The following is a 19,186-nucleotide window of genomic DNA, read 5'->3' on the forward strand; positions in this document are numbered from 1 at the left end:
GTGATATTCTGCTGCCGAAAATGAAAAAAGGCCGTCCCAAAGACGACCTTTTGTGACCTGCAGCAGGCGGGATGACCTCAGAAAGAAATGGCTGATTCCAGATCAATCAGCATGGCATCCTTGTACCGTTTCAGAGCACCGGGGCTCCAGAGATACTGCAAGCCGGGCCGCAGCAGCAGCCAGCGTGTGGGCCAGTATCCATAATTGAGTTCGATGGCTTCTTCCGAATGCGGAGCATACAGCCCGGCACCCCGGCCCGTGTGCTGGAGATGCTCGATCCAGTGTGTGACCTTCGGATTGGCCCAAAGGGCCTTCATGCCAAGGCTGATTGTGTCATTGGGGCGGCTGGCGAACGTTCCCTTCCGGGTAATACCCGCCGTCACAAAATAGGGCGCAATGGCCGTGCGGGGATCGCCCCATGTGAAGGAGGCAAAAAACGCCGTTCCCCGGTGCGGGTCCGCTCCATCCCGCTGCAACATGCGGTCAAACTGGAACCACCCACCAAACCGGCCCCTCACCTTGGAGACGGGCGCATCCTGCGCCGCAGAAGCCGGAATGTAATATGTTCCCATCTGGCCATAGACGTTCTTGACCTCGGACGTGTCCCAATAGCCGCCGATCTTCACGTTCGTCTGTAACGGGCCGCTATAATCATCCGTCCCGCCCCGATGCCAGCCCAGCTGGAACGGCAGATAGGTACCTGTTGCCCCGTGCAGGTTCATCTTCCAGCCATTCCGCACGCCGGTGATCGTCGGGTCCACACTGTAAGCCCCGAACTGCACCAGATAATGGTCATTCCCCGCCGGATAGAGCTTGATCCACGCACCGGGATGGGCCGTCGGATAGAAGCCGTAACCCGAATTCATGGCAATGGACTGCGGCATCCCGCAGATGCCGTTGTTCTGGAACTGGCAGTACAGGTTGGCCCCCCAATAGGTGGAAGACTGCTCGAAGTCATTCTCCGTGTTGATCTCACCAACCTCGGTATGTACGTACTTGTTCCAGTGCATTTCCCAGCTGAGGCGGCCAAGGCGCATGGTCTCACCGGCCCCGTAAATTTCCATCGGGCTGTCAACAGCCGGCAACGTGTTTCCCAGCCCGGCCCCCTGACGGGCCAGTGTCAGGAAGTGCAGTGTGCCCGCATTGAAGGCAACGCCCAGCAGCTTCTTCAGGTTGAAATCCAGAGACAGGGCCTCTTCATCCGCATAGCGGACCGCACGGGATTTCCCCCCGAACGGATTGCCTGCGGTGTCCTGAAAGTAACGCCCGCCGATCGTCACGCCATGATCGGCCAGCCAGCTCCGTGCGCCCCAGGGGTCACCAAAAAAACCATCCTGATTGGCAAAATCGTGCCAGCTGTTGGGGAAAAGCCCCTTCTGCTTCTCTGGTGAAGCCTGCTCGCTGGCCCCGCGGGAGAAGACGTCACCCGGGATCGGGAGAGGCACGGACCCGAAAGCACGCTGCTCATCCCTTGCAGGCGCACCGTAATTCCGCTCCTTCAACAGCTCATCCCTCTGGGCCGTCGTGATCTCCCCACCTGCTGCCGCTTTCTCCTTCACGGCAGCCGGCCCGGCAGCATCCTGCGCAAAAACGGCATGGGCTCCCAGCATCCAAGCGACACCTACTGCTGCTGTACCAGCCTTTTGCCACATTCCACGCATAGATTAGCCTTCATAGCCGTTGATCAGGACAGGAACCTGAAGGCCAGATGCGCCATGGCAGCCTTCAGCACGACAATGCCAGACAGGCCACAAGCGGCACTGCGGCAAAGGATGACACCGTCCCTTTATATAAATTTTATCGCTGACTTCCAGTGGTGAAATCTGTCTATACCAGATCAGTCGTCATCCACCTCTTCAAGTTCATGTGACCGTTGCCGGTTTATTTACCGTCCAGCTACGATGCTGTTGCCCGAGGCGGCGGGTCAGCGGCAGAAGCAGGGCCAGCACAACACACAGCCCCACACACCCCAGAAACAGTTCCCGGAACAGGGCAGCATAACCCGCCAAGCTGCCCCCACCATCGGCCGGAACACTGGCGAGATCAGCCACCAGGCTCCCCAGATACATGCCGACCCCCCAGAGCAGGAACAGGGCCCCCATCAGCACTGCGCTGACACGGGCCGGGGCATAACGGGCCACAATGGCCAACCCAAGACCGATGGTCAGCAGCTCCCCGAGGGACATGGTGCCATACCCGGCCACCATGACCCACGGCGAAACAAGCCCCGTGCTATGGCCAGCGGCCAACCACCAGATGCAAAAAGCCAGAGCGACCAAGCCATAACCGAGCAGTATCTTGATGGCGGGTGAAGCATCCTGCCCCCTACCCGCATGACGACGGTACAGCCATGCCAGCAGCGGGCTGAACAGCATGACAGCGATCGGATTGAGCGCCTGGAACTGGCCTGCCGACATGGTGAACAGCCGCCATGACCCCAGCTGGTACACGCCAGAGACATCCCGCATGGCAAACAGTGTCAGGGAGGTCTGCATCTGCTGGTAGAAGATCTGGTAGGCCATTGTCTGAGCACAGAGGATGTAGGTCAGCAGCAGACCGGGCCGTTCACCGTCCTTCGCCCGCACATAAAGCCAGACCCAGAGCAGAAGAAGCCCCACCCCTGCCAGAATGATGCAGAGCTGGACCAGCGCCGGGCTGTACAGCACCCATGTGCAAAATCCCCAGACCACCAGCAGGGCCAGCAGGATTCCAGCGCCCAGCGCCCCTTTCAGCACGGGAGTGGAAAGACGCTCCACCAGAGGAACAGGCATGGAGGATGGCCCATGCCGCCGGACTGCCTCAACCGCCCGTGCGGCAAGAAACCTCCGCATACGCCCGGCCCGCATTGCATAATAGCCAAGCCCGACCAGCAGCCCCCCGGCACAGGCCAGAAAGGCCACAGCCGCCCCATAGCGCTGCTGGAGCCACGGCATCAGCAGCATGGAGACGGTCGACCCAACATTGATGGCCATATAGTAGAGTGTGAAAGCGGCATCCAGTGCCGTGCCATCCCCAGCGTAAATGCGCCGAACGAGCGTCCCCGCATTGGGTTTGAACAACCCGTTGGAGAGGGCAATCAGTGTCAGGGCCGGAAGGAAAACAGCCTGACTGCCAAGAGACATGGCCAGAAGACCATATCCGGCTGTCAGCCCGAAGGCCCCCACCAGCATGGTGGGTCTTGTCCCGAGGCACTGATCCCCCAGAAGCCCCCCCAAAACAGGAAGACTGTAGATGAAAAATCCCAGTCCCCCCTGCATGAGGTTAACGTCATGATCCCGCATGTGCAGCTGGGTGACCATGAAAACGGTCAGGACAGCCTGCATGCCGTAATAACCGAAACGCTCCCACAGCTCGATGGCCATGACGACAGCAAAAGCCTGCCGCCGTGCGACAAAAAAGGACGCCGCAGAATGTTGCTGATCGGTCATGAGGGCACGCTACTCCGTTACGGGAAGGACACTGGCTCCCTCCTCACTAGCGCAAAAATCAGCCCCCTGCGAGGTGGAACCCATCCACATGGGCAATCCCCACCAGGCCCAGCACACACAGGGCCACCACAAACACGATGGCCACCAATGCTCCCAGAACGCTGGACTGTCTGACACGCAGCCAGAAAGACATCCCCCAGACCATGGCTAACCCGTCCTTTCCCCGCCACTCCCAACCCCTTGCAGGGCCATCACCAACACACCAGAGGCAGGCCCTTCACATCCCAAAGCGGGACAGAGGGCCTGCCTTCCTTTTTCACCACCCTGCCACACACCACACTCCAGCAGGGACTGGCCCTCAGCTCTCCGTTTTCTCCTCGGCTTCACGCCGCACGAGGGCTTCCAGCTCCGGCGAAATGGTCCCCAGCACAACACGCAGGGTCACCAGCAGATTTCCCGCCTCATGCCGTTTATCCGCCGCAATACCACGACCAGTCAAACGCAGGACCGTGCCACTGTCAGAATGTGGCTTGACCTTCAGCGCCACCGTTCCACCCGGGGTACGGACATGCACCTTGCCACCCAGAATGGCCGTATGGAGGTCAACATCCTGCGTGACACGCAAATTCCGCCCCTCACGCCTGTAATAAGGGTCTTCCGCCACATGAATCTTCAGCAGCACATCCCCGGCAGGGCCGGGCCGACCATCCATGCCGGGCTGCCCCGGCTGACCTTTCCCCCTCAGACGAAGCGTCTTGCCATCCTCGATGCCCGCAGGAATGGTGACGGACACCTCACGCCCTCCACCAAGGCTGACATCACGCCGGGTACCAAGAGCACATTCCTCCATGCTGATACGCAGCTCGCCATGCAGGTCCTCGCCCCGCCGGGGACGGGCAGACCGGAAACCACCGCCCCCGCCACCAAAGGCACCGAAAATGTCCCCCAGGTCCTCCGGATTGAAACCACCGCCCGAGAAACCGCCAAATCCGCCAAAGCCACCACCTGGGCCACCGGCCCCGGCACCGCCACCAAAACCGCCCCCGCCAAAGGGACCCCTCATCTGGCCATCCGCATCGATCTCGCCACGATCGAACTGGGCGCGCTTCTCCTCGTCACCGACAATCTCGTACGCCTTGCCAATCTCCTTGAAGCGCTCCTCCGCCTTGGTATCACCGGGGTTGCGGTCGGGGTGATACTGCTTGACCAGCCGACGGTAGGCGCTGCGGATTTCCTTCTCCGACGCTGTACTGCTTACGCCAAGAACCTTATATGGGTCAGTCGCCATTACTGTCCTGTATCCTCCAGATCCGTATCATCCAGCAGGTCGATCAGCACGGCCAGAACCCTGCTTCTGGAATAGCCAGCAGCTTCCGCCTCCCTGATGAGGGTCTGCACCCGGGGGCGCAGGAAATCGGCGGCTGACTGTACTGGTGTGCCTGTCATGGAAAAAACCTTTCTTTCCCAAAGAAGTGGTGTGCCTGTAAGGTAAGGTCAATAGAGAATGAATTTTTGCCCGTGCATTTCCCGACACTTTCCCAGACCTTGCCGAAAGACAGTTCTTCATGCTGCATGCTGACAGCCCCTCCCCTGCCAACCTTTCCCGCCGCCTCATCATTACAGGCAGCGACAGCCGTTATTTTCCCCTGCTTCAGGAGCTGGTCGCTTCCATCCGCCGCTTCCCGGAGCTGGCCGGGCTGCCGGTCGCCTGCATTGATGGCGGGCTGAAGCGGAAACAGGTCACATGGCTGGAGCAGAATGGCATCACTGTCCGTACCCCGAGAGCCTTTCCTCATGTCTCACGATGGGCCATGCGCAGGCGTCCCAATCTGGCCATCGAACTCTCCAAGATGTGGCTGGACCAGCTCTTCCCGGAGCATGACACGCTGGTATGGATCGATGCAGATGCCTGGGTGCAGGACTGTCAGGCCGTAGAGCTTCTCTTCCAGGCCGCCGAGCAGACGCCGCACGCTCTGGCCATCACGCCGGAACTCTTCCTGCACAAGCCGCTGTTCCGGCTGCGCTGGCTGCCCTTCGGCCTCGTGCAGCTCCGCACCATCCTGTACAAGAATTCCCGTCTGGCCCGGCTGCCCCGGGCAATATGCCGTCATATCGGCGTGCGCCCCACCCTCAATGCCGGTGTTTTCGCCCTCTCCCGCACGGCTCCGCACTGGCCCCGGCTCCGCCACTGGCAGGAAGAAGCCCTGCGGCACGGCAAGATATTCAGCTCCGGCCAGCTCGCCATGGCCCTGACAAGCTATCACGATGGCTACGCCACCGCCCTGATGCCTGCCGGATGCAATTATCTGGGACCGTGGCAGATCGACTCACGAACGGGCCTGCTCTGCGAGGTCACTTTTCCGCACCGCCCTGTCGGCATCGTCCATCTCGCCGGGCACGACGCCATGCGGCTGGACCCGACCGTGACGATGGACGTGCCCGACCGGGCAGGAGGAACACAGGCCCTCAATCTGCGGTTCGGCACGATGCAGGCTTACCGGGACACCCGCCAGCCAGATATGACCTAACGGCTGAAGGCCCGCAGGATCATGTCCTTGCTCTCATGCTGTTCCACCTTCAGAGTGGTGTTGGAAAGTTCCCGCCCCTGCCAACCGGCACCGAAAGCAATGTAGAGCGAGATGGCATCATCCATGCGCTTGCCGGTAGCCGACACGGCGGCCACCCGGCGGGACAGGTAGGTCTGCTGGGAGTTGAGAACATCCAGATAGCCCGTCAGCCCGGCGGCATAGAGCTTGCGGGCACGGGACAGGGCCAGACCGGCCTGCGTGGCGGCCTCCCGTTCTTCCCGCACCAGCTCGCTGTCCTGATGCCAGTCATCGAGGCTGTCTTCCACTTCCCGAAAAGCATTCAGAACAGTCTGACGATATTGCAGGCGACTGGCCTCCGCCTCACTTCTGGCCTGGGCGATCTGGGCGCTGTATTTACCCCCATGCAGGATGGGCAGGGAGGCCATCATCATGACATTCCAGCTCATCCCTCCAATCTGGAACGCCTGATAGGCGGCAGAGGCATTGGGATTGAAGGTCAGCGGGATGCTGAAATTGGGATACAGATTGGAAATCGTGATTCCGATGCGGGAGACGCTCGCCGCATAGCGCCGCTCGGCCGAACGGATGTCAGGCCGGTTGGTCAGCACGGTGGAAGGCAGCATGGCCGGGAACGGGGGCAGGGTCGGGATGGGCCGCCGCTCTTCAAGATCAGGCTGTTCCTTACCGGGCATCTCACCCATCAGCACGTTGATGGCATGGATGAGCTGCTCCTGCCGCGCCCGCAGGGGGGGCAGACGAGCCAGCTCGGCATGTTCTTCCGTCCGGGACTGGGCAATGGCCAGCGTATTGCCAACGCCATTATTGAAGAGCCTCTCCACCAGCTGGGTACTGTCCCGAGCCGTGCGGATGGAATCCTCTGTCACGCTCATGCGGGTCTGGATGGTCCGCAGCTCAACATAGTCTGTCACCAGCTGGCTCAGCAGAGAGAGCAGCAGCCCCCGCCGCTCCTCGATGCTGACTTCCACCAGCCTCTTACGCTCCTGCACCTGCCGGGAGATATGGCCAAAAACATCAATCTCCCAGCTTGCCCGGGCACCATAGGTCAGCACAGACGCATGGGGGTGATTGTTCGGGTTGCCCGGGCGCAGGGGCCAGTTGTCAACATTGATGGAGTAGCGGTTGTCTCCCCCACCCGCATTGGCATCCAGCTGGGGATACCAGTTGGCCTGTGCCTGCCGCCGGACAGACTGCTCAGCCAGAACATGCTGGGTGGCCACCTGAAGGTCGTAATTCCCTCTGATGGTCTGCTCCACCAGTCTGTCCAGAACAGGATCGTGAAACTGCGCCCACCAGTCCCGGAGGTTGGCTTCCGTCTCGGCAATTTCCTCCTTGGTGGCGGGGTGGGGCTCACTGGCAAAATGGCCCGGCACTTTCATCCTGTCCGGCCTGTATTCCGGTCCGACCATGCAGGACGTCAAGAAAAGACAGCTGCTGACAACAAGGGGAACAAACCGCATCTTCATCTCACAGGTGATCCTGCAGCCATGTCGTCAACAGCCCCCTGCCTCCGGCTTTTGCCTTCCCCACCGCCACGGTGGCTGTCATGCCTGCAGACAGAATGACCTCTGGCGGCATCTCATCAATTTCAATACGCACGGGAATACGCTGAGCCAGCCTTACCCATGTGAAGATCGGATTCACATCTGGCAGGCCGAGCCTGTCCGACATGCCGTTTGCATCATTGATGCCTCGGCCAATACTGACGACATGCCCCCGCAGGACATGACGATATCCCATGAGCTTGATACGGGCCTCATCACCAACATGCACACCATGCATCTTGGTTTCTTCAAAATAACCATAGACCCAATAGCTGTTCGCATCGATCACGGCCATGCGGGACTGTCCAGCCGTCACATAATCACCGACACGCAGATTGAGATTGGTCACGTAGCCATCCACGGCAGAATAAACCGTGGAACGCTGAAGATTGAGCAGGGCCGTATCGAGGGCAGACCGGGCTTCTTCCAGCCGTGCCCGGCGTACTTCCATCTCGGAGTCGAACACATCCTGTTCCTCACGGGACACGACGCCACCAAGCCCGCGCCGCCTCTTCGCATTCATGACGCTCAGCTTGTAATCTTCCGTCACACCCGCCAGACGGGCCCGTGCCTCATCGATCCTGAGCCTGAAACGCAGTGGATCCACCGTGAAAAGCGGATCCCCCTTATGAACGAACTGGTTGTCCACAACCGGAACAGATACGACCGTTCCCGACACTTCAGGCGTGGCCGTAACGACGTAAACACGGACACGACCATCACGTGTCCAGGGATCAAGGACATAAAGGTCCCACACGACATACCCCAGACCAATAGCCAGAGCGATGATGATCAGTGTCAGCAATGGACGTACAAGACGCCGAAACCAGTTCATACCCCCGCTCCACCTCAGACGAAAATAACCAGAAGACAGAGAACACAGACATACAGGGCAATCTCAAACAAGGCGACATGCCAGAACCAGCCCAATGCTCCGAGACGCCACAACACATAGCGCAGGGCCAGAGTCACCAGCACTGCGCAGACAGCATAAACAGCTATTGGAGAAACGAACACTCCGCAGAGGCTGACTTCCGAAAGCATCATGCGCCGCAATCCCCGAAAGAACGGGACCGTGCGGGTGATGTGTCTGATGCTTTGCTCACGTTGTTCCCTATCGCACCTGCAAAAGGCCCGGTGTCCGTCCAGACGGGCCGGACTCTGCTTCCTCCCGAAGGTACCATGCCGGGTATCCATCCAGAGGACGACACGGCACCACCGCCAGGCCATCTTCCCGTTTCAACCACAGAGGCAGAAGCAGCTCTTACCACTTCTTAACGTCAATTACAGGCGTCTGACCAGATGGAACCCACCTGGAAACAGAAAGCCCATAGCAGAAGCGGCCCCTGAAGGCCGCTTCTTTTGTCTCATATGCCTATGGAACCGACAAAATCACTTTTTCCGGCGTGTGAAGACACCTTTGGCCATACGCCATGCCTGCCCACCCGCATAACGGCCCACCGGACCACTGGCGAGACCAAGCAGGGACGTCAACGCAAAGCTCTGCTTCAGCTCATGCATCTTCCTGTCCCGCTCCATGCGGGCGCGGGCCTCTGCCAGGCCGGAATGACCAGCACGCACCGCCAGAAGCAGGAAAATGATGAAGAACAGCAGGTCTATCCCCAGTACACAGGTAGCAGACAGCAGAAGACCCAGATGGCAGATCTGCCTGAAAAAGGCCCAGAACACTCCGTGCAGGGTAATGGCTGCAAAGCCGAGAAACACGAGAGCCACGACAAGGAAGCACAGCCGGATACCGTGCCGTTTTGCACATTCCCTGAAAATTTTTCCCTGGGCAGCGAGCACTGCCTGACCAAGTTCCAGTAGACCATTCATGATACGACTGCTGCCCCTTCCAGATTCATGAAAAACACCAAGGCCCTTGCCAGAGGGAGGACAGAACACACCCCTCCGCCGACCATTCCCTCACCTATAGCACTGCACGGGAAAAAGCCAAAGCACCTCACGAAGCGGCGCTACCACCCCCCATTAAAGGTTTAATGAAAAGTTACACTCAATTTTATCAAGAAAAAAAGGCATAAAGATGTTCTGATTCTTTTTTCTTCTCCCCTCTGTAACGAAGTTTCAAGAATCATCATGTAATATCCTTTCATCTCAACCACTTCCATGCATTTATCCTGTCCATTGAATCCCACCGCCACCTCAAGTCCGTACGGTGCCGCTACGTCATGAAAACAGTCCGCCCCCGGAGCTGCCAGAAACACCCCTCACTGCCCCACACGGGGCACCGTCTGTTCCGTTCCATCATGCGGGCGGTTTGTCCTGTCAGGCAGTTCCTGGACAAAATTCATCCATCCATCGGGCGTTTGCCTGCACTCTGTCTGGCCCTCACAGCCATGGCTGGCGCAGCCCCTGTCTCCGCCATGGCGGATGCGGCCAGCACACAGACCGACCCTGCCCCACAGGACAGGACCTATTACTGGGCCATTCCAGAGCATGATCTCATCGGCCCGATACTGCGTGATTCCACCTCCATGAATCTTGCTTTCCTGAGCCGTGAAGGACGTGGACTGGACGAAATAGAACAGCAGGCCCTTGCCTATCCACAGACCGTACAGGCCATCATGCTGAACAGCACGGAATCGGCCATCGCCTGTGCACGAGCCTGGTTGCAGCCCCTCCATGCCCTGGGCCGTTGTGGTCGGCCGGCCGGTTTTTTCCGCAATGTCCTCTTCTGGGATACATCCCGCATCACCACCCCACCACATTGGCCAACATTGTGGGATGTTGCCCGCTATCCCGGACAGCGAGCCTTCTTCCGGGGCCCCCGCATGACGCTGGAGATTGCCCTGCTGGCCGATGGCATCCCCCCCAACCAGGTCTACGCCCAGCTTTCCACCCCGGCAGGGATCGACCGGGCCTTCCACAAGCTCAACCAGCTGCGGCCCTATATAATCTGGTGGCGCTCTCCCTCCGAGGCCTACCATATCCTCCAGAAACAGGCCGTGCTGATGGGAATCACCCCCGGCGCCATCATTCTCTCTCCCAAGGCAAGAAACACACTGGTGCGACCTTATCAGGCAGAGATGGGCAACGTTCTGTACAGTCCCGCCATGTGGGCAATTCCGGCGACACTGCCCACTGAGCAGGCCAACGAAATCCGCACCCTCCTGCTGAAGAACCCTCCACACCTGCCCTATCCTCCTTCCCCCATTCCTGCCGAATCACTTGAAATCAGCGACGGTTTCTGGGCAACACATGAACTGCTGCTGAGTGAGCGCTTTAACGCATGGCTCACCCACACTCCTCTTTCCAGGCCCCTGACGACAGAACAGACCACACGATGACAGATCACCTTCCCTTCTGGCGGACCACTTCCCTTCAGGACATGACAGCCAGCCAATGGGAATCTCTCTGTGACGGCTGTGGCCGCTGTTGCCTGAACAAGCTGCGGGACGAAGACACCGATGAGATCATCTGGACGGACGTTTCCTGCCGTCTCCTTGATACCCAGACATGCCGCTGCACCGACTATGAGCGACGCCAGAAAAAAATTCCGGACTGCATCTCCCTGACCCCGGCCCTGCTGGACGACATCGACTGGCTGCCCCCGAGCTGCGCCTATCGCCTCCTGCGGGACGGGTTCGACCTGCCGGAATGGCATCCCCTTCGCAGTGGAACGGACGACACCGTGCTGAAGGCCGGCGCCTCGGCCAGTGGCCGCTGCATCAGCGAACGCCGGGCCGGCCTGCTGGAAAACCACATCGCCGACTGGCCCGGTACCTGGCCGGAGGGCGCCCCACCCTGCGTTGCGCTCCGTCAGAATGGTAACAGCTGACACTCCCGTGCTTCTTCCACCCGTTCTCTGGCGTATGTCCTCCCGGGCCCGGCGGATCATTCTCCGTCTGGACCTCCGCCGACGGGCCATTGTCATCACCCTCCCTGCTGGAGCCACCCGCCAACAGGGGCTGCGCTTCCTCCAGAGCCAGTCACAATGGCTGGCACAGGCCATGGCAGACCTCCCTCCTCCGGCAGTCGATCAGGGCCAGATATGGCTGGAGGGGCAGGCCATTCCCATCCTCCCCACCATAATACTGGATGGCCGTACACGCCTGACAGACAAAGGGCTGCATGTGGGCCACCCGCCCGAAGAACATGCCCGCCATCTGCTCTCCTTTCTGAAGCGCCGTGCCGAAAGCCTGTTCCCGCCCCTCTTCCGGCAACAGAGCCTCCGTATGGAGGCCTCACCAGCAAAATTCAGCCTGCGGGATGTCAAAAGCCGCTGGGGCAGCTGCACAAGGCAAGGGCGCATCATGCTCAGCTGGCGGCTCATCATGGCTCCGCCGGACATCTACACCTACGTGATGGTGCATGAGCTCGCCCATCTGCGCCATTTCAACCATGGGCCGGCCTTCTGGGCGCTTGTGGACCAATACGCCCCGGGCGGACAGCCGGGGCGCAAAAAAGCTGAAAAATGGCTTTCACAGAATGGTGCTCATCTGCTGGCCATGATATAAAACGCCCGCTTCCTCTGCGCGCTTGGCGGAATGGTAGACGCACGAGACTTAAAATCTCGAGTTCGGTCAGAACGTGCGGGTTCAAGTCCCGCAGCGCGCACCAGAGGTGCCTTTTCTGCGCGGTACCATTGCCTTTCCATGCAGCCCGGCTCTATCTTCATCTTCCTGCAAAAGATTATCAGTTTGATCCCAAGGCCTGGCACCCGTCCAGCAAAGTAAGGAACGCCATGGTGTTCGCCCGATTCCGTCGCTTTTTCAGCCGTTCTTCCGCCCATCCGCAAGAGCCCGACCTGCCGGACAATCTTGCAGAAATCTACCAGAAGGCACGGAACGGCCATGTACTGGAGCAGGTTCTCTGGGGGAAAGCCCTGCTGGACAGCGAGTATGTCCCCCGGGATGTGGACAAAGCACGGGAGTGGTTCACCATTGCGGCTTCTGCCAGTTATGGCCCGGCCCACAACATGCTGGGCCGCTGTTCACAGTTCGGCTGGGGGTGCCCGCTGGATCTGACAGAAGCTGTCCGCCATTACAGCCGGGCTGCGCAGCTGGATGACCTGTGGGGCATCTACAATCTCGGCATCTGCCACATGCGGGGCCTGGGAGTGCAGGCAGACCGGCGAACCGCCTTCCTTCTCTTCCGTCGGGCAGCTCTGCGAGGCCATGCGAAGTCCATGAACCTGCTGGCCCGTTTCATTGAGGAGGGATGGGAGACCCCCGCCAATCCCCTTGCCGCTCTGGAATGGTATCAGCGCTCTGCTGACGGAGGCGATTACCGGGGGCAGCATAATTATGCTACCGCCTTGATGGGTATGGGGCAGCCGGAAGATGCTCTGCGCTACTGGCGCATGGCCGTAAAGGACGCCACGCCAGATATTCTTCAGGCCATGCAGCGGGAGCTGGAAAGGCCCGGAGCCCCACAGGACCCGGACCTCATGGAAACACTCAGGCAGCGGCTGAAAACAGCCCTGCCGGGCGATGACTGACAACACCCGGCCTGCGCTCTTCCCTCACAGGGAAACGGTATGAACCCAGCCGAACGGGTCCGCTTCCTCGCCACGCTGGAGGGCGCACAGGGCGTTGCGCAGCTTCATGGTGACCGGCCCAGCCGTTTTTCCATCACCAAACGCCACGGAGCCAGCATCCCGGCGGAATTCGCCAATCGGTGAAATGACTGCCGCCGTGCCGCAGGCAAAGGCCTCCGTAATCTCACCAGCAGCGGCAGCCCTGAAGACATCATCTATGGCCAGAGGCTCCTCAACCATGGTCAGGCCCATCCTGCGGCCCAGCTTGAGGATGCTGTCCCTCGTGATGCCTCGCAGAATCGTCCCACCAAGCGGTGGTGTGACCACACTGCCATCCTTGCGGACGAACATGACGTTCATGCCGCCCATTTCATCAATGAAGCGGCGTTCCTTCGCATCAAGGAACAGCACCTGGCTACAGCCATGGTCCGCCGCCTCCTGCTGGGGCAGCAGACTGGCTGCGTAATTGCCCCCACATTTGGCCTCACCCGTGCCACCGGGAGCCGCCCGTGTATACTGCTCCGACACCCAGACCGGGATGCTGCCATTACCACTGAAATACCCCCCTACAGGGCTGGCCAGCACGACGAACAGATATTCATTGGCCCGTTTCACGCCAAGAAACACTTCATTGGAGATCATGAACGGCCGCAGATAGAGGCTCTGCTCCGGATTGGTGGGCACCCAGTCATGATCCACCTTCAGCAGGGCCTTGATGGACCCGAGGAAGAGCTCCTCCGGCAGCTCGGCCATGGAAAGGCGGCGGGCTGACGCCGCAAACCGGGCAGCATTGGCCTCCGGCCGGAACAGCGTAACAGCCCCCCCCTTGCCACGATAGGCTTTCAGCCCCTCGAAAATCTCCTGCCCATAATGCAGGACGGTCGATGCCGGGTCGATCTGCAAAGGCTGACGAGGAATAATTCTGGCGTCATGCCAGCCCTTTTCATCCGTATAACGGATGACGGCCATATGGTCCGTAAAGACACGCCCGAACTTTGGGTCCACCATCAGGGCCTGCCGCTGCTCGGCTGATGTAGGGGTCTCTGTCCGTTCAATGCTGAACTCTGCCATGATGCTTCCTGCCTTCCCGGTCGGTTCAAAGATGTCACATTTCGGAATTTATGTGCTGTTCCGTCAAGAGACTAATATATGGAATACTATGTCTTTCAAGACCATATTTTTGAAACTTTATTTCATGAATGCCAGACATGCACCATAAAAAAAACCCCCACCCGGCAGGGTGAGGGTTTTTCCGGCGCAGGCCAGTTTTCCGTATGGCTGAAAGATCAGCGCTTGGAGAACTGGAAGGAACGGCGGGCCTTGGCCTTACCGTACTTCTTACGCTCGACGACACGGCTGTCACGCGTCAGGAAGCCAGCCATCTTCAGCACACCACGCAGCTCCGGCTCGTAGTGGGTCAGGGCACGGGAGATACCGTGACGGACCGCACCAGCCTGACCGGAAAGACCACCGCCAGTGACCGTGCAATACACGTCAAACTGGTTGTAGCGATCTGTCAGCAGGAAGGGCTGGGTGATCAGCATGCGCAGCACGGGGCGTGCGAAATAGTTCGTGACCGGGCGGCCGTTGACGGTGATCTCACCCTTGCCAGGCTTGATCCACACACGGGCGACGGCGTCCTTACGGCGGCCCGTTGCGTAGGAACGGCCCTGCGCATCACGCTTGGCTTCATAGACGGGAGCTGCATTGGCAACAGCAGGAGCCGCATTGGCCAGGTCCTGCAAAGTGCCGGTAAGCTCGGCGGCGGGGCGCTCTTGAGTTTCTGACATGATGACAGGCCTTACTGACGTTTCAGGGTATTCTTGCGGTTCAGGGAAGCAACGTCCAGCTTGACGGGCTTCTGACCCTCATGCGGGTGCTCCGTGCCGGCATAGACGTACAGGTGCTTCATCTGGGCGCGCTGGAGCGGACCACGGGTGATCATGCGCTCGACAGCCTTCTCCACGACCTGACCGGGGTTCTTGCCCTCGAGACGCTGAGTGATGGTGCGCTCCTTGATGCCACCCGGATGGCCGGTGTGGTAATGGAAGAGCTTCTGGCCGACCTTGTTGCCTGTCAGGGCGATCTTCTCGGCGTTGATGACGACAACCGCATCACCGCAATCAACATGCGGGGTGTACTGCGGCTTGTGCTTGCCGCGCAGACGGTTGGCAATGATGGTGGCGAGACGGCCCAGAACCAGCCCTTCGGCATCGATCAGGATCCAGTTTCTCGTCACCTCCGCGGGTTTCAGCGAAAGTGTGGTCTTCATGACGTATCATTTCCAGTTTGAGATGCCACAGACAATGCGGCATCAGGAAAAGGACTGCCCCGACGATGCCGGCTCCGTAAGAGGCCAGACACCCTGAAAGCCGGAAACAGATTCAGGATGTGGGCGTTATTGCGGGAGACGGGAAAAAGGTCAAGCCCTTTAATTCTGGACCATTGCGCCACAAGCGGCAGAGAACAGCCATTTTTTATGATGTGGTATTAAAATACCGCAAAATAATCCCTTCTTTCTGCCTCCTTCCGGCAGCAGACAGCTCCATCCCCATTTGCTCATGCCTCTGCCAAAGGGTATTGTGCCGGTTCGCATATCAAGAGTGCCCAAGCGAGGTAAGTGCAGCATGCAACGGTTACGGCTTCCCCTCTGTCTGGCCCTCCTCATCCTGATTCTGGGGGGACTGGGCATCTACCGCGAGGCCGGAATCCGTCTTTCCCACGCACTGGACCGGTTCCGGGCTGCCCTGCCTGCCGGGGCGGACTTTCATTACAGCGAGGTCCGGCCCGCATTCCTGCTTGGCGGGGTGACCCTGTATGATGTGTCGTTCCATTATCAGGCGACAGATTTCCACGCCCGGCGTGTCCGTTTCGGCTACCCCAAGCTGCTTTCCAGCGGAACCCTGAGACTGGCCAGCCTCCTGCTGGATTCACCCAGCTATACCGACCAGACACATCACATCACGGCAGACGAAGCGTCGTTCCATCACCTCCATATCCCCTCCTCGGCAGAAACGCTGCATGAAGGTCATGGCGAAGCGGACAGCATGCGCTCCCTGGCAGCCATCATGTCGTTTGAACCGGAAGACGTGACAGCCCTGCGCTTTGAACAGATGCAGCTGACAAAACTGCGTGTCTCACCATCAGAAAACGCCCCGCCCATTGCGGCTGGCTCCGCAGTTGCACGCCCGTTCACCATAAAAACACTGTCGGCTGACAACCTGATCGTTGAAGGCTACGGGCAGGGACTCCGTGTCCATACACTCATGAACGGCCTGTCCCTCTCCGTTTCCCTCCCCGGCGGCAAAAACAGCCTCTTCCCGCCAGTATTGCAGCAGATCCTCCTGCCCGGGAACACGGACGCCACGCCCGGGGCCAAATCTCCCATGGAACTGAATCTGGCCCTCCAGCATCTGGAAGCCAGAGAAGGTTACATCCAGTGGCTGAAGCGCCCCTTCCAGCATGCAGGCAACCCGGCAGAAACATTCTGGCAGGACCCGGCAGCAACCCTGTGGGAAAAGCCTGGCAAACTGGAAATCAACGGCCTGTCCCTTCTCTTCAGCCGGACAGACCTGCGACGGACCCTCATCCTCACCCATCTGGCAGGCGAGCGGCGGGCCGGAGAGAATGATGATCTCCGCACGGAGGGAGACCTGTCCGGCCTGACGACCCGGCTCTCGCCCCCCCCCTCACTGCTGGCCTCTCCCGTGGCTCTGCCGACGGATTACCACATCATTGCCACCTCCCGGAAAAGGATGGGGGAATGGGACGAGACCCTCCAGCTCCGTACCCTTTTTGGCAAGGACAGCCCCGCCCTGATGTCCGTGGTCTTCAGTCTGCCTGACATCAATCCGTTCCATCTGGGCGATGACAGCGTGTCACGCTTCCTCCAGGCTGGGCAATGCCTGGGGACAGAGCTGACCGTGCAGGGGCTGGACATCTTCTCCTATTACGGCATCCTGACCCACCAGGCTGAAGCCTCCTCCGAAACGGACAAACCAGCCGATGGAACGGGCGCCGCCAAACCCACACTGGAGTCTCCAAAAGGCTCCATGATGGCCGAACAGGGGTATGTCGTTACACCCCGCTTCAATGTTCTGGCCCTCCAGAAACCCATTCTGGCCCCTGTACTGGATTTCCTGCTGGCACCCGAACGGCGGACCCTCACCTTCAAGACCGGGCCGCTCTCTCTGGAGGAACTGGCCCATATCCCGAGCGACAGCAGCGACACGGCCAAATTCGACCGGCTGCATGTACTGAGTGTCACAACGCAGGACCAGTAAAGGCTCAGGAGAGCCTGCCTGCGTCACTCGACATCACGTTTTAGGGGAAATGCTGGGGCGAATGACGGGATTCGAACCCGCGACCACCGGTACCACAAACCGGCGCTCTACCAACTGAGCTACATCCGCCACACAGCGACCTGACATTTATTAAATCCTGCTTCTGCCGTCCAGCCCTCAAAAGCATTTTTGTCATATTTTTTTAGGACGTACCCCCTCCGGGCCGAAAAACCCGCCATCATGGGCCGATATCCGGTACGACATGGCCACAATGCTTCACAGCCTCCCGGCAGCCGCCTATAGTTGCCGCACAATTGGCCGCACCGGGCCGCTAGTACGGTGACCATGGCAGAACCTTGTATCTGCCCCACAGCCTCAACAGAGAGAAGGACCAGCCGCATTCATGGCCAGTGATTCCTACATCCAGCAATGGACCCAAAGACCCGTCAGGGAAATATTGGCAGGCATGGTGGGCACGTTCGCCCTCATTCCTGAAGTCATCGCCTTTTCCTACATTGCTGGCGTGTCACCGGCCGTCTCGCTGTTCGCTTCCTTCGTCATCTCCGTCTCCATCGCCATCTTCGGAGGCAGGCCGGGCATGATCTCCGGGGCCGCCGGGTCTGTTGCCCTGGTGCTGGCACCGCTCGTCCATGCCCATGGCCTCCAGTACATGCTGCTGGCCACCCTGATGGCCGGGGGCCTGCAGGTCATCTTCGGGCTGCTGCGCCTCCACTCCCTGATGCGCTTCGTCTCCAGCGAGGTCCGTACCGGCTTCGTCAACGCCCTGGCCATTCTCATCTTTTCCGCACAGGTCCCGCAGATGCTGGGAGTGAGCTGGCAAACCCATCTGCTCATCATCATCGGGCTGGTCATCATCTATCTTCTGCCCCGGCTCTCCAAGGCCATTCCCTCACCGCTCATCTGCATCATCGTACTGACGGCCATCACCATCATCCATCCGATGCCGGTCCGTACCATTGCGGACCTCGGGGCCCTGCCGACAGGCCTGCCGCAGTTCACCCTGCCACAGCTTCCCCTGAATGCTGAAACGCTCACCATCACCTTTCCGTATGCCCTGGCCGTGGCGGCTGTCGGACTGCTGGAATCCCTGATGACTGCCAGTGTGGTGGATGACCTGACGGACACGCATGGCACACCACAGAGAGAATGTACCGGGCTGGGAATCTCCAACATTTTCGTCGGCCTGTTCGGCGGGATTGCCGGATGCGGCATGATCGGCCAGACCGTCGGCAACCTGCGCTATGGCGGGCGTGGGCGGCTCTCCACCTTCACGGCCGGGGCCTTCCTCCTGCTGCTGATGGTCGTGCTGCACCCGTGGGTGGCCCGGGTGCCGGTCGCCGCCCTCGTGGCCATCATGATCATGGTGTCCGTCAGCACCTTCGCCTGGGGCAGCCTGAAAGACCTCTTCCACCACCCCAAGCTGACCAGCCTCGTGATGCTCGTCACCGTCGGCGTGGTCGTGCTGACCCACAATCTGGCGGCTGGCGTGCTCGTGGGCGTCCTGCTCTCCGGCTTGTTCTTTGCATGGCATACGGCCCGGCTGGTGCAGGTCCGCTCCACGGAAGAACATGACATACTGACCTACCACATACAGGGTCAGATCTTCTTTGCTTCAGCAGACCTGATGGCCGAGGCCATGACCTACACCACCCATGCCCACCGGGTGACGCTGGACCTTTCCCACGCGCGCTTCTGGGACATCACGGCCGTGCAGGCCCTTGAGAAGATTGTCGAGAAATTCCGCAAGCACGGCAAGGAGGTGACCGTCTGCGGGCTGGATCATGCCCAGCATGGCATCCTCACCGAGCAGTCCGACGAAAAGGCTTTCACCATCTGAAGGAGG

The 19,186-nt window shown here is 59.8% G+C and carries 19 protein-coding genes and 2 tRNA genes; 8 read left to right on the top strand and 13 right to left on the bottom strand.

Features of this window, described 5'->3' with window-relative positions; all coding sequences use genetic code 11:
- Window positions 1–77 precede the first annotated feature (77 nt).
- The 5 genes from CO583_RS07170 to CO583_RS07190 all read right to left on the bottom strand — a co-directional run bounded on the left by CO583_RS07170 (window position 78) and on the right by CO583_RS07190 (window position 4,874).
- Entirely contained in the window at window positions 78–1,610 is a 1,533-nt protein-coding gene (locus tag CO583_RS07170) for a carbohydrate porin (RefSeq protein ID WP_248630671.1), read from the bottom strand.
- A gap of 252 nt (window positions 1,611–1,862) precedes the next feature.
- Window positions 1,863–3,428 (bottom strand): peptide MFS transporter, encoded by a 1,566-nt coding sequence (locus CO583_RS07175; protein WP_086431322.1) that lies wholly within the window; start codon window positions 3,426–3,428, stop codon window positions 1,863–1,865.
- Between the two features lie 58 nt (window positions 3,429–3,486).
- Window positions 3,487–3,633: a hypothetical protein gene (locus CO583_RS07180; protein ID WP_156878828.1), complete on the bottom strand. Its 147-nt coding sequence runs from the start codon at window positions 3,631–3,633 to the stop codon at window positions 3,487–3,489.
- A 153-nt stretch (window positions 3,634–3,786) separates the two neighbouring features.
- Window positions 3,787–4,716 carry a DnaJ C-terminal domain-containing protein gene (locus CO583_RS07185; protein ID WP_043558046.1) on the bottom strand — a complete coding sequence of 310 codons (930 nt, stop codon included), beginning with the start codon at window positions 4,714–4,716 and terminating at the stop codon, window positions 3,787–3,789.
- Window positions 4,716–4,874, bottom strand: a complete 159-nt coding sequence (locus CO583_RS07190; protein ID WP_166651579.1) for a hypothetical protein — start codon at window positions 4,872–4,874, stop codon at window positions 4,716–4,718. Before CO583_RS07190 ends, CO583_RS07185 begins: the two co-directional genes overlap by 1 nt.
- A gap of 119 nt (window positions 4,875–4,993) precedes the next feature.
- Between CO583_RS07190 and CO583_RS07195 the strand changes: the two genes are divergently transcribed.
- Window positions 4,994–5,956 carry a glycosyl transferase gene (locus CO583_RS07195; RefSeq protein ID WP_103765275.1) on the top strand — a complete coding sequence of 321 codons (963 nt, stop codon included), beginning with the start codon at window positions 4,994–4,996 and terminating at the stop codon, window positions 5,954–5,956.
- On the opposite strand, the gene CO583_RS07200 is transcribed toward CO583_RS07195, so the two are convergent.
- From CO583_RS07200 to CO583_RS07215, 4 genes are all read right to left on the bottom strand, one after another.
- Window positions 5,953–7,461, bottom strand: coding sequence for an efflux transporter outer membrane subunit (locus CO583_RS07200; protein WP_043558044.1), 1,509 nt, complete (start codon window positions 7,459–7,461; stop codon window positions 5,953–5,955). The two genes, CO583_RS07195 and CO583_RS07200, sit on opposite strands and share 4 nt — an antisense overlap.
- 1 nt (window position 7,462) lies before the next feature.
- On the bottom strand, window positions 7,463–8,374 hold the full coding sequence (locus tag CO583_RS07205) for an HlyD family secretion protein (protein ID WP_043558041.1): 912 nt from the start codon (window positions 8,372–8,374) through the stop codon (window positions 7,463–7,465).
- A gap of 14 nt (window positions 8,375–8,388) precedes the next feature.
- The gene (locus tag CO583_RS07210; RefSeq protein ID WP_043558458.1) at window positions 8,389–8,583 is read right to left on the bottom strand and encodes a DUF1656 domain-containing protein; all 195 of its coding nucleotides are present in this window, start codon (window positions 8,581–8,583) and stop codon (window positions 8,389–8,391) included.
- Between the two features lie 348 nt (window positions 8,584–8,931).
- The gene (locus tag CO583_RS07215) at window positions 8,932–9,375 is read right to left on the bottom strand and encodes a hypothetical protein (protein ID WP_154981131.1); all 444 of its coding nucleotides are present in this window, start codon (window positions 9,373–9,375) and stop codon (window positions 8,932–8,934) included.
- 353 nt (window positions 9,376–9,728) lie between these two features.
- Between CO583_RS07215 and CO583_RS07220 the strand changes: the two genes are divergently transcribed.
- The 5 genes from CO583_RS07220 to CO583_RS07240 all read left to right on the top strand — a co-directional run bounded on the left by CO583_RS07220 (window position 9,729) and on the right by CO583_RS07240 (window position 13,000).
- Window positions 9,729–10,847 (top strand): extracellular solute-binding protein, encoded by a 1,119-nt coding sequence (locus CO583_RS07220; RefSeq protein WP_248630672.1) that lies wholly within the window; start codon window positions 9,729–9,731, stop codon window positions 10,845–10,847.
- Window positions 10,844–11,338, top strand: a complete 495-nt coding sequence (locus CO583_RS07225; protein ID WP_043558037.1) for a YcgN family cysteine cluster protein — start codon at window positions 10,844–10,846, stop codon at window positions 11,336–11,338. Before CO583_RS07220 ends, CO583_RS07225 begins: the two co-directional genes overlap by 4 nt.
- A gap of 7 nt (window positions 11,339–11,345) precedes the next feature.
- Entirely contained in the window at window positions 11,346–12,017 is a 672-nt protein-coding gene (locus tag CO583_RS07230; RefSeq protein WP_166651578.1) for a M48 family metallopeptidase, read from the top strand.
- A 16-nt stretch (window positions 12,018–12,033) separates the two neighbouring features.
- Window positions 12,034–12,120, top strand: a tRNA-Leu gene (locus CO583_RS07235).
- 124 nt (window positions 12,121–12,244) lie between these two features.
- Window positions 12,245–13,000: a tetratricopeptide repeat protein gene (locus tag CO583_RS07240; protein WP_154981130.1), complete on the top strand. Its 756-nt coding sequence runs from the start codon at window positions 12,245–12,247 to the stop codon at window positions 12,998–13,000.
- Between the two features lie 24 nt (window positions 13,001–13,024).
- On the opposite strand, the gene CO583_RS07245 is transcribed toward CO583_RS07240, so the two are convergent.
- The 3 genes from CO583_RS07245 to rplM form a co-directional block, all read right to left on the bottom strand.
- Window positions 13,025–14,110: a branched-chain amino acid aminotransferase gene (locus CO583_RS07245; RefSeq protein WP_043558032.1), complete on the bottom strand. Its 1,086-nt coding sequence runs from the start codon at window positions 14,108–14,110 to the stop codon at window positions 13,025–13,027.
- A gap of 215 nt (window positions 14,111–14,325) precedes the next feature.
- Window positions 14,326–14,829, bottom strand: coding sequence for a 30S ribosomal protein S9 (gene rpsI, locus CO583_RS07250; protein WP_043558030.1), 504 nt, complete (start codon window positions 14,827–14,829; stop codon window positions 14,326–14,328).
- An 11-nt stretch (window positions 14,830–14,840) separates the two neighbouring features.
- A complete protein-coding gene (gene rplM / locus CO583_RS07255; protein WP_043558027.1) occupies window positions 14,841–15,311 on the bottom strand; it encodes a 50S ribosomal protein L13 in 471 nt (156 codons plus the stop codon).
- 355 nt (window positions 15,312–15,666) lie between these two features.
- Here rplM and CO583_RS07260 point away from each other — a divergent pair, with 355 nt between their 5' ends.
- Complete coding sequence (locus CO583_RS07260; protein WP_043558025.1) at window positions 15,667–17,322, top strand: hypothetical protein; 1,656 nt, start codon at window positions 15,667–15,669, stop codon at window positions 17,320–17,322.
- A 53-nt stretch (window positions 17,323–17,375) separates the two neighbouring features.
- Here CO583_RS07260 and CO583_RS07265 read toward each other — a convergent pair.
- Window positions 17,376–17,451 (bottom strand) — tRNA-His (locus CO583_RS07265).
- Between the two features lie 274 nt (window positions 17,452–17,725).
- Between CO583_RS07265 and CO583_RS07270 the strand changes: the two genes are divergently transcribed.
- Entirely contained in the window at window positions 17,726–19,180 is a 1,455-nt protein-coding gene (locus CO583_RS07270; RefSeq protein ID WP_043558022.1) for a SulP family inorganic anion transporter, read from the top strand.
- The last annotated feature ends 6 nt before the right edge of the window (window positions 19,181–19,186 follow it).

This window comes from Parasaccharibacter sp. TMW2.1882 (assembly GCF_023337635.1).
Classification (GTDB): Bacteria; Pseudomonadota; Alphaproteobacteria; order Acetobacterales; family Acetobacteraceae; genus Bombella; species Bombella apis.

Bases quoted from the DNA above. Each gene is read 5' to 3' on its own strand.
- rplM (WP_043558027.1), bottom strand. From the start codon at position 15,311: ATGAAGACCACACTTTCGCTGAAACCCGCGGAGGTGACGAGAAACTGG.
- CO583_RS07215 (WP_154981131.1), bottom strand. From the start codon at position 9,375: ATGAATGGTCTACTGGAACTTGGTCAGGCAGTGCTCGCTGCCCAGGGA.
- rpsI (WP_043558030.1), bottom strand. From the start codon at position 14,829: ATGTCAGAAACTCAAGAGCGCCCCGCCGCCGAGCTTACCGGCACTTTG.
- CO583_RS07270 (WP_043558022.1), top strand. From the start codon at position 17,726: ATGGCCAGTGATTCCTACATCCAGCAATGGACCCAAAGACCCGTCAGG.
- CO583_RS07195 (WP_103765275.1), top strand. From the start codon at position 4,994: ATGCTGCATGCTGACAGCCCCTCCCCTGCCAACCTTTCCCGCCGCCTC.
- CO583_RS07170 (WP_248630671.1), bottom strand. From the start codon at position 1,610: ATGCTGGGAGCCCATGCCGTTTTTGCGCAGGATGCTGCCGGGCCGGCT.
- CO583_RS07220 (WP_248630672.1), top strand. From the start codon at position 9,729: ATGAAAACAGTCCGCCCCCGGAGCTGCCAGAAACACCCCTCACTGCCC.
- CO583_RS07200 (WP_043558044.1), bottom strand. From the start codon at position 7,461: ATGAAGATGCGGTTTGTTCCCCTTGTTGTCAGCAGCTGTCTTTTCTTG.
- CO583_RS07260 (WP_043558025.1), top strand. From the start codon at position 15,667: ATGCAACGGTTACGGCTTCCCCTCTGTCTGGCCCTCCTCATCCTGATT.
- CO583_RS07205 (WP_043558041.1), bottom strand. From the start codon at position 8,374: ATGAACTGGTTTCGGCGTCTTGTACGTCCATTGCTGACACTGATCATC.
- CO583_RS07185 (WP_043558046.1), bottom strand. From the start codon at position 4,716: ATGGCGACTGACCCATATAAGGTTCTTGGCGTAAGCAGTACAGCGTCG.
- CO583_RS07175 (WP_086431322.1), bottom strand. From the start codon at position 3,428: ATGACCGATCAGCAACATTCTGCGGCGTCCTTTTTTGTCGCACGGCGG.
- CO583_RS07225 (WP_043558037.1), top strand. From the start codon at position 10,844: ATGACAGATCACCTTCCCTTCTGGCGGACCACTTCCCTTCAGGACATG.
- CO583_RS07190 (WP_166651579.1), bottom strand. From the start codon at position 4,874: ATGACAGGCACACCAGTACAGTCAGCCGCCGATTTCCTGCGCCCCCGG.
- CO583_RS07210 (WP_043558458.1), bottom strand. From the start codon at position 8,583: ATGCTTTCGGAAGTCAGCCTCTGCGGAGTGTTCGTTTCTCCAATAGCT.
- CO583_RS07180 (WP_156878828.1), bottom strand. From the start codon at position 3,633: ATGGTCTGGGGGATGTCTTTCTGGCTGCGTGTCAGACAGTCCAGCGTT.
- CO583_RS07245 (WP_043558032.1), bottom strand. From the start codon at position 14,110: ATGGCAGAGTTCAGCATTGAACGGACAGAGACCCCTACATCAGCCGAG.
- CO583_RS07240 (WP_154981130.1), top strand. From the start codon at position 12,245: ATGGTGTTCGCCCGATTCCGTCGCTTTTTCAGCCGTTCTTCCGCCCAT.